This is a genomic window from Phenylobacterium sp. (genome assembly GCF_044371015.1).
Taxonomy (GTDB): Bacteria; Pseudomonadota; Alphaproteobacteria; order Caulobacterales; family Caulobacteraceae; genus Phenylobacterium.
This window is the reverse complement of record NZ_JBILUK010000148.1, coordinates 1-7893: the sequence shown is the minus strand read 5'-3', so window position 1 is coordinate 7893 and position 7893 is coordinate 1. Positions and strand designations below refer to the sequence as shown.

The following is a 7893-nucleotide window of genomic DNA, read 5'->3' as shown; positions in this document are numbered from 1 at the left end:
TCTGTTCTTCAGCCTGTCCCATGAGACCAAGCTGATGTTTGTCGGCTGGGCGGTGATCGGGCTGGTGGTCTACTTCCTGTATGGATACCGCAAGAGCCATGTGGCGCATGGCGAGCCGGAAGTGCACGAACTGGACGCCGACGCACCGCCGGGACCTGTCCCACCGATGCCGGGAACCTAACACCAGGACGTGGATTGGCCCCGGGGGAAAACCCGGGCCTTTTCATATGGCGGCGTTGGGCCGATCATAGGGCTCATGAACTCGCCGACCCCTCAGCCATTGCCGATCCGCGCCCTCATCGCACCGGTCACCCCCCTGCAGCAGAACTGCACCATTGTCTGGTGTGTGAAGACCAAGAAGGCGGCGATCATTGACCCCGGCGGCGAGGTCGACCGCCTGATGGACGCCCTCGCAGAGCACGGACTCACGCTTGAGAAAATCTGGATCACCCACGGACACCTTGACCACGCCGGAGGAACAGCGGCGCTGAAAGCTCGGACCGGGTGTCCCATCGAAGGCCCCCACCCCGACGACGCCTTCTGGATCGATGATATCGGCGCCTCGGGCGCCAAGTGGGGCATGCCGGAAGCGCAGAGCTTCACACCGGATCGCTGGCTGCAGGACGGCGACGTGGTGACGCTCGGCGAGACCCAGTTCGAAGTCATCCACTGCCCCGGCCATACGCCCGGTCACGTTGTCTTCTTCCATCGGGAAGCCCGTTTCGCTCAAGTCGGCGACGTTCTGTTTCAAGGCTCGATTGGACGAACCGACTTTCCGCGTGGCAACCATCAGGACCTGATCGACGCCATCACAAAGAAGCTGTGGCCGTTGGGGGAGGATGTCCGCTTCGTACCGGGTCACGGCCCGATGTCGACCTTTGGACAGGAACGCAAGACCAACCCCTTTGTGGCCGACATGATCCTGGCGAACGAATGAACCTGGGCGGACCGTTACAGAGGCGACATTCCGCCGTTACCACGGTCCACCACTGTGGCCGCTATGGAGCTCCAGACTGACATGGCCGCGGGCGGCGCGCGCATCCTCATGGTCGATGACGATTCCGGCATCCGGGACGTCGTGTCCGACTTCCTAGGCCGGCACGGCTACAAGGTCGAAACCGCCGCAGACGCGACGGAGATGGAGCGCGTGCTGGAGCGCGGACCGGTAGACCTGATTGTTCTCGACGTCATGCTGCCGGGCGAAGACGGCCTGGCCGTCTGTCGCCGCCTCAGCACCTCCGAGACCGCCCCGCCGATCATCATGCTCTCGGCCATGGGCGAGGACACCGATCGTATTGTGGGTCTGGAACTGGGGGCCGACGACTACCTCGCCAAACCCTGCAACCCGCGTGAACTGCTGGCGCGCGTCCGGGCGGTCCTGCGTCGCGCCGAGCAACGGGCGTCCGGCGGGGCGCTGGGCGCGGGTTGCGAGTTCGCCGGCTGGCGGCTGGATCTGGTCCGCCGCGAGTTGCGTTCGCCGGTTGGCGTCGTGGTCAACCTGTCGTCGGGTGAATTCTCCCTGCTGCGGGCCTTTGTAGAGCGTCCGCAGCGCGTCCTGACCCGCGATCAGCTTCTGGAATTCGCGCGCGGGCCGGACTCGGACGCCTTTGATCGGGCCATCGACGTCCAGATCAGCCGCCTGCGTCGCAAGCTGGACGACGGCGGCGGCGGCCACGATCTGATCCGCACCATTCGCAACGAAGGCTACATGTTCTCGACCAAAGTGAAGCGCTCGTGAGCCCGGCGCCCGCCCGCCCCTCGGCTCCGCTCCTGGTCCATCTCCTGACGTTGACCGGACTGACGCTGGTGGCGGCATGGGCGACCAGCACTCTGCTGATCCTGTTGCTGCCGCCTCCGGCCCCGGACTTCTATCGGGCGCCCGAGATCCAGCGCGCCTTGGCCGGCGTCGACCAGACATTCGTGGAACGCCAGCCCCTCGCCATCGAAACCCGCGATACACCCCCGGGGCCAAGGCTCGAGGGCCCCACCGTCCCCCTCATTCAAGCGCAGCTCGCCGCGGGGCTGGGGGTCAATCCGTCTGATATCGTAATCGCAGGCGAGCGGGGACCGCTATCGGATCGACGTGTCGGCCGCGTGATCCGGGACCGGGCGGCGCGCGCCGGACTGGGGGATGAGGAACACTATCTCGTCGCTCCATTCGAGGTCGCGGTCCGCCAGTCCGATGGCCGCTGGCGTGTGACCTCACCGCAGAGACCCTTTGGACTCGATGACTGGCAGGAGCGGGTGTTGCTGTGGTTCGCCCTCTCCGCACTGGCCATGGCGCCCTTCGCCTGGATGGTGGCGCGCCGCCTTTCGCAACCCATCAAGATCTTCGCCGAGGCCGCTGAACGCCTTGGTCGCGATCCCGGCGCGCCGCCGCTCGCGGTCCGCGGGCCGGCGGAGATCAGTGTCGCGGCTCGAGCCTTCAACCAGATGCAGGAACGGCTGCAGCGGTACGTTCAGGACCGGACCGCCATGGTCGGCGCCATCGCCCACGACCTGCGCACCCCCCTCACCCGCCTTCGTTTTCGCATTGAAGGCCTCCCCGATGATCAGCGTGCGAAGTATGCCCACGACCTCGACCAGATGGAGGACATGATCGCCGCCACCCTGGCCTTTGTCCGCGACGGCGCGCCGCGCGGAGAACGCACGGCATTGGAGCTTTCGTCGCTGGTGGAGAGCCTGTGCGACGAAATGGCGGAGACGGGCGCGCCCGCCGAGGTCGAGCTTGGCGAAAAGGTTGTCCTACAGGGTGATCCATTGGCGCTCCGCCGCCTGATCTCCAATCTTCTGGAGAACGCCGTGAAGTTTGGCGGGCAGGCGCGCGCACGGGTGTTCCGCGACGCCGGCCATGCTGTCGTCGAGATAGATGATGATGGACCCGGCATCCCCGCCGCGGACGCCGAGAAGGTGTTCGAACCGTTTTATCGCCGGGAACCCTCGCGCAGCCGCCAGACCGGCGGCATTGGCCTTGGACTAGCCGTGGTTCGCACCATAGCGCGAGGCCATGGCGGCGACGTCACCCTGCACAACCGCGCCGGCGGCGGCCTGACCGCCCGGGTGCAACTGCCGATCTGACGGGACGCAGGCGCGCCTCGGGGGCACGGGGCCGGGAGGTCGTCGCAGGCCGCCTGGGTTTACAGGCGCCGCAGCGCGCCCCGTCCGGCATAGACAGCCTGGTCGCCCAGTTCTTCCTCGATACGCAGCAGCTGATTGTATTTGGCGGTGCGGTCCGAACGCGCCAGCGAGCCGGTCTTGATCTGTCCGCAATTGGTGGCCACCGCGAGATCTGCGATGGTCGCGTCCTCGGTCTCGCCGGAACGGTGGCTCATTACCGCCGAATAGCTGTTGCGGTGCGCCAGATCGACGGCGTCCAGGGTCTCAGAAAGCGTTCCGATCTGGTTGACCTTGACCAGGATCGAGTTGGCGAGGCCTTTCTCGATTCCCATGCCCAGGCGCGCCGGATTGGTCACGAACAGGTCGTCGCCGACCAGCTGCACTTTGTCGCCGAGCCGATCGGTGAGTAGCTTCCAGCCTTCGAAGTCGTCCTCGCCACAGCCGTCCTCGATCGAGACGATGGGGAACGCGGCCACCAGGTCGGCGAGATAGTCGACCATTCCGGCCGGATCGAGCGTCTTGCCCTCGCCGGTCATCGCGTAGCGGCCGTCCTTGAAGAACTCGGTCGAAGCGACGTCCAGACCCAGGTGGAAGTGCTCACCGGCTTTGTAGCCTACCGACGCACCGGCTTTGACGATGAAGGCCAGGGCGTCCTTGGCGCTTGCGATGTTGGGTGCAAAGCCGCCTTCGTCGCCGACATTGGTGTTGTGCCCGGCGTCGTGCAGCGCCTTCTTCAGGCCGTGGAAGATCTCCGCCCCCATCCGAAGGCCCTCGGCAAAGGTGTCAGCACCCGTCGGCAGGATCATGAACTCCTGGATGTCGATCGGATTGTCGGCATGCGCCCCACCGTTGATGATGTTCATCATCGGCACCGGCAGCACACGGGCCGACACCCCGCCGACATACTTGTAGAGCGGCAGCGCCGCCGAGCTTGCCGCTGCCTTGGCGGTCGCCAGGCTGACCCCCAGAATCGCGTTGGCGCCCAGGCGGCTCTTGTTGGCCGTGCCGTCGAGCTCGATCAGCATCCGGTCGATACGCCGCTGGTCCTCCGCGTCGGAGCCTGAGAGTGCGTCATAGATCTCGCCGTTGACCGCCTCGACGGCGGCCAGCACGCCCTTGCCGCCATAGCGCCCCTTGTCGCCGTCCCGCTTCTCGACCGCCTCGTGCGCGCCCGTCGACGCCCCCGAGGGCACGGCGGCTCGACCCATGGAGCCGTCGTCCAGCACCACATCCACCTCGACAGTCGGATTGCCCCGGCTGTCCAGGATTTCGCGGGCGATGATGTCGACGATCTCGGTCATGGGGTCTCCCTCGGAATGGGCCGGAGCCTTAGCCTGTCCCGGCGGGCCTGAGCAACGGCCCAGGGGGTCCAGAGGCGTGCAAGCGCGCCCGGGACTCAGTCGCAGGAGCTTGGAGACCGTCCGCGCGCCGCGACTCGCCTTGACGGACGCGGCGGCGCCCGGGCATCCCGCGTCCTGAAAACGGAGAGCGCCATGCTGCTGGTCGAAAAGCCCCTTCCCCACGTCGCCGTTGTCACCCTCAACAGACCGGAGGCCATGAACGCTCTCTCCAAGGCGCTGCGGGCGGCGTTGCAGAAGGCGATGACCGAGCTCGATGCCGACCCCGATGTGAAGGTGATCGTTCTGACCGGCGCCGGCGAGCGGGCCTTCACGGCGGGTCTGGACCTGAAGGAGCTCTCGACAGATCCGCTCGGCATGGGCGCCGCCAACGCCACAGATCCTGCGGAGAACCCGGCCCAGGCGGTTTTGTCGTGCAAGAAGCCAATTGTCGGGGCGATCAACGGCGTCGCCATCACCGGCGGATTCGAGGTGGCTTTGGCCTGCGACGTGATGATCTGCTCCACCAACGCTCGTTTCGCCGACACCCATGCCCGGGTCGGCATCACGCCGGGCTGGGGGCTCTCGCAGAAGCTCTCGCGCTGCATCGGCCTCTATCGCGCCAAGGAGCTGTCATTGACCGGCAACTTCCTGTCGGCGCAGCAGGCCTATGACTGGGGCATGGTCAACCGGGTGGTCGCGCCGGAAGAGCTGATGCCCGCCGCGCTCGAACTGGCCGCCCAGATGGCCGACATCGAGTCGGACATGCTGGTCACCTACAAGGGCATGATCGACGACGGCTATGATCTGCCGATGGGCGAAGGCTTGAAGCTCGAGCACGAACGCTCGGTGGTTCACAATCGCGCGGTCACGCCCGACATGGTGGCGAAGCGCCGTGAAGCCGTGCAGTCCCGCGGCCGCAGCCAGTAGGGCTCAGACGTTGCGGAACTGGCTCCACGGCCCAGTGATCGCAAAGGTAATGCCTGGCCAGTAGGAGTTTACGAACAGTGTCGACCCATCAGGGGAGAAGCAGACGCCGGCCAACTCCGTCGTCGAGAGGGTCCCCGGCTCCTGCCAGATCCGCCCGATAGCATAGACCTTGCCTTCCGGTGTGACGCCGCGGAGGTAGTCGGCCCCGTCCTGTGGCAGCTTGTCTTCGCAGACCACCAGATGGCCCGTTGGCGAGACCACGAGGTTGTCGCACATCTTCATGACCCTGGGGTCGGTCGGCTCGCTGAACAGTTGCAACCGCCCCGGCTCGCCCGCTTCGCGGCTGTCGCCTTCGAAGCGGCTCGGGCGATAGCGTAAGATCTGGCCAAGTTGCCTGGGCCCGCCGCTGGTGCAGGTGAAATAGAACTCGCCGTCGCCGTAGACGATGCCCTCGCCGCGCGCGAACCAGGCTGCGCCCCTGGCCTGGCCGCGATGTCGTAGATCACGGTTGGGGTTGTCGACGCCGTCAAGATCGATCCAGACTGCGTTGCGCCACTGTCCCTGGGTCCACTCTGCGTTCGTCCAGTTGCGGCTGTCGCCGCCGCCCTCGAAGCCCAGGGCCTGAAGTCGCCCGCCCTCGTGAAGGTTGCGCCGATCTGCAGGCAAATGGCGATAGAAGAGGCCGCGCCCGTCGCCCTCGTCCTCGGTGAGGTAGGTGATGCCGGTGCGCGGATCTATGGCCACCGCCTCATGGCGAAACCGACCCATCCCGGTGATCGGACGGGGCTCCGCGAGGCCCTTGCGAGCGGCGGGCGTCTCGAACACCCAACCGTGGGACTGACCAATGCCGCGGCCGCCGACCCTGTCGCCTGACGACAAGTGGACCTCCTCACAGGTTAGCCACGATCCCCATGGCGTGATCCCGCCAGAACAGTTCGTGCTGGTTCCAGCGAGACTGAGATACGAGCTCTCCAGGCGCTTGCGGCGCACATCGTAGACAAGTGTCGTGGTCCCTCCCGGCAGCACCTTGCCGTCCTCATTACGGTCGTAGGCGCGTGCGAGATCGATCTTGTCGGCCAGGCGGTGGCCCTCACCGAAAGCGCCGAAGTCCATGTCCGCGCCGCTGAGTTCATGATTGCGCACGAGAGCGACACGACCACCCGACAGGCGGAAGCAGCCCATCCCATCCATCTTGCGCGGCGTGACCAGCCCATCGCTCATCGGGTCGCCAGCGCGTTGGACCACGGTGTAGGAAAAGCCTTCCGGAAGATCGAAAAGCTTGTCGGGATCTGGTTTCAGCGGACCGTAGCCGTAGACCTCGTTGACATAGCCCTCGCCCGCCAGGTCCGCAGCATCCGCCAGCCTTGAGAGGCCCAGCATTGCGGCGCCGGTGGCGGCGGCTCCGATCAGGTGGCGGCGAGACAGCGACATACGAACCTCTTGGGATCACGTCTTATTGCGTGAGCGCATGGCGAACGCATGACATTTCGCAGCGCTGAAACGCAAAACGCCGGCCTGTCCGGCCGGCGCTCTCCGCATCGTCGCCTGCTAAAGCGTCAGTCGTCCTTCGGCGTCAGGACCTGGCGGCCCTTGTACATCCCCGTCTTGAGATCGACGTGATGCGGACGCTTCAGTTCGCCGGTTTCCTTGTCCTCGTGGAAGCTGTTGGGCCCCAGGGCATGGTGCGAGCGGCGCATGCCGCGACGCGACGGCGAAGTTTTTCTCTTAGGAACAGCCATCGGAAGATCTCGAGATAGGTGCGGCGGCCCTGATCGGCCGCCGTCGTGAGCGCGGGCTTATGCCGGAAACCGTCCCCGCGATCAACCCGCCCAATCCGCCGGTCTGAGTCAGCCGCCCAGGGCTTCCCACATCGCCATGCAGAGGCCGAAGCCGCGCACGTCGCCGGTCGTGGTGCCCTCCATGCGGTTCATGACGTATGCGAAGGTCGTCCGGGCGTCGAAATCGATGATGATCAGCGAGCCGCCATAGCCGCCCCAATACATCGAATTTGGGTTCGGAAGGGGGATCGCACCACCCGCCAAGCCGAATCCCAGGCCGAATTTGGCTGGGATGCCCATGACCAGGTCCTGCCCCTCGACCTGAAGCTCCAGAGCCTTGCGGCAGCCGGCTTCGGACAGGAATCTTTTCCCCTTGGCGACGCCGCCATTGGCCAGGATGGCGTGGATCTCGGCCACGCTGCGCGCATTGCCCGTGCCGCCGGCTGCGGGGATCTCCGCCCCGCGCCAGGCGCGCGTCCTGGTCTCGGCGACGTCGATCCCGGGATTGTTGGCCATGTTGGCCATCAGAGCACTCTGGGCGCCCTCGCCGACGGCCCCACCCGGCGGGATTGGGATCAGTTCGGCGACGCGTCCGTCTTCCGATACCGGCAGGCCGATGTGGAAATCGGCGCCCAGAGGTTCCGCCACCTCCTCCCGGAACACAGTTCCCAAAGACCGACCTGTGATCCGCCGAACAACCTCTCCAACCAGATATCCTTGGGTCAGAGCAT

At 66.0% G+C, this 7893-nt stretch carries 8 protein-coding genes and 1 pseudogene; 5 read left to right on the top strand and 4 right to left on the bottom strand.

Going from position 1 to position 7893, the window contains the following annotated elements; genetic code table 11:
- From ACIQ3R_RS12350 to ACIQ3R_RS12335, 4 genes and pseudogenes are all read left to right on the top strand, one after another.
- A pseudogene (locus tag ACIQ3R_RS12350) lies at positions 1 to 181 on the top strand (amino acid permease); the annotation flags it as partial.
- Positions 182 to 256: 75 nt separating this feature from the next.
- Positions 257 to 937, top strand: a complete 681-nt coding sequence (locus ACIQ3R_RS12345) for an MBL fold metallo-hydrolase (protein ID WP_397418913.1) — start codon at positions 257 to 259, stop codon at positions 935 to 937.
- Between the two features lie 63 nt (positions 938 to 1000).
- A complete protein-coding gene (locus ACIQ3R_RS12340; protein WP_397418911.1) occupies positions 1001 to 1738 on the top strand; it encodes a response regulator in 738 nt (245 codons plus the stop codon).
- Entirely contained in the window at positions 1735 to 3078 is a 1344-nt protein-coding gene (locus ACIQ3R_RS12335) for a sensor histidine kinase (RefSeq protein ID WP_397418909.1), read from the top strand. Before ACIQ3R_RS12340 ends, ACIQ3R_RS12335 begins: the two co-directional genes overlap by 4 nt.
- A gap of 59 nt (positions 3079 to 3137) precedes the next feature.
- Here the strand turns inward: ACIQ3R_RS12335 and eno are convergent, their stop codons facing one another.
- Positions 3138 to 4418 carry a phosphopyruvate hydratase gene (gene eno / locus ACIQ3R_RS12330; protein ID WP_397418907.1) on the bottom strand — a complete coding sequence of 427 codons (1281 nt, stop codon included), beginning with the start codon at positions 4416 to 4418 and terminating at the stop codon, positions 3138 to 3140.
- Between the two features lie 192 nt (positions 4419 to 4610).
- On the opposite strand from eno, the gene ACIQ3R_RS12325 reads away from it, so the two are divergent.
- Positions 4611 to 5384: an enoyl-CoA hydratase gene (locus ACIQ3R_RS12325; protein WP_397418905.1), complete on the top strand. Its 774-nt coding sequence runs from the start codon at positions 4611 to 4613 to the stop codon at positions 5382 to 5384.
- A gap of 3 nt (positions 5385 to 5387) precedes the next feature.
- Here ACIQ3R_RS12325 and ACIQ3R_RS12320 read toward each other — a convergent pair whose 3' ends face one another.
- From ACIQ3R_RS12320 to ACIQ3R_RS12310, 3 genes are all read right to left on the bottom strand, one after another.
- Positions 5388 to 6815 carry an alkaline phosphatase PhoX gene (locus tag ACIQ3R_RS12320; RefSeq protein WP_397418903.1) on the bottom strand — a complete coding sequence of 476 codons (1428 nt, stop codon included), beginning with the start codon at positions 6813 to 6815 and terminating at the stop codon, positions 5388 to 5390.
- A gap of 125 nt (positions 6816 to 6940) precedes the next feature.
- Positions 6941 to 7123 carry a 50S ribosomal protein L32 gene (rpmF, locus tag ACIQ3R_RS12315; protein WP_397418901.1) on the bottom strand — a complete coding sequence of 61 codons (183 nt, stop codon included), beginning with the start codon at positions 7121 to 7123 and terminating at the stop codon, positions 6941 to 6943.
- A 108-nt stretch (positions 7124 to 7231) separates the two neighbouring features.
- On the bottom strand, positions 7232 to 7893 hold a 662-nt coding region (locus ACIQ3R_RS12310; RefSeq protein WP_397418899.1), incomplete at its 5' end, for a serine hydrolase.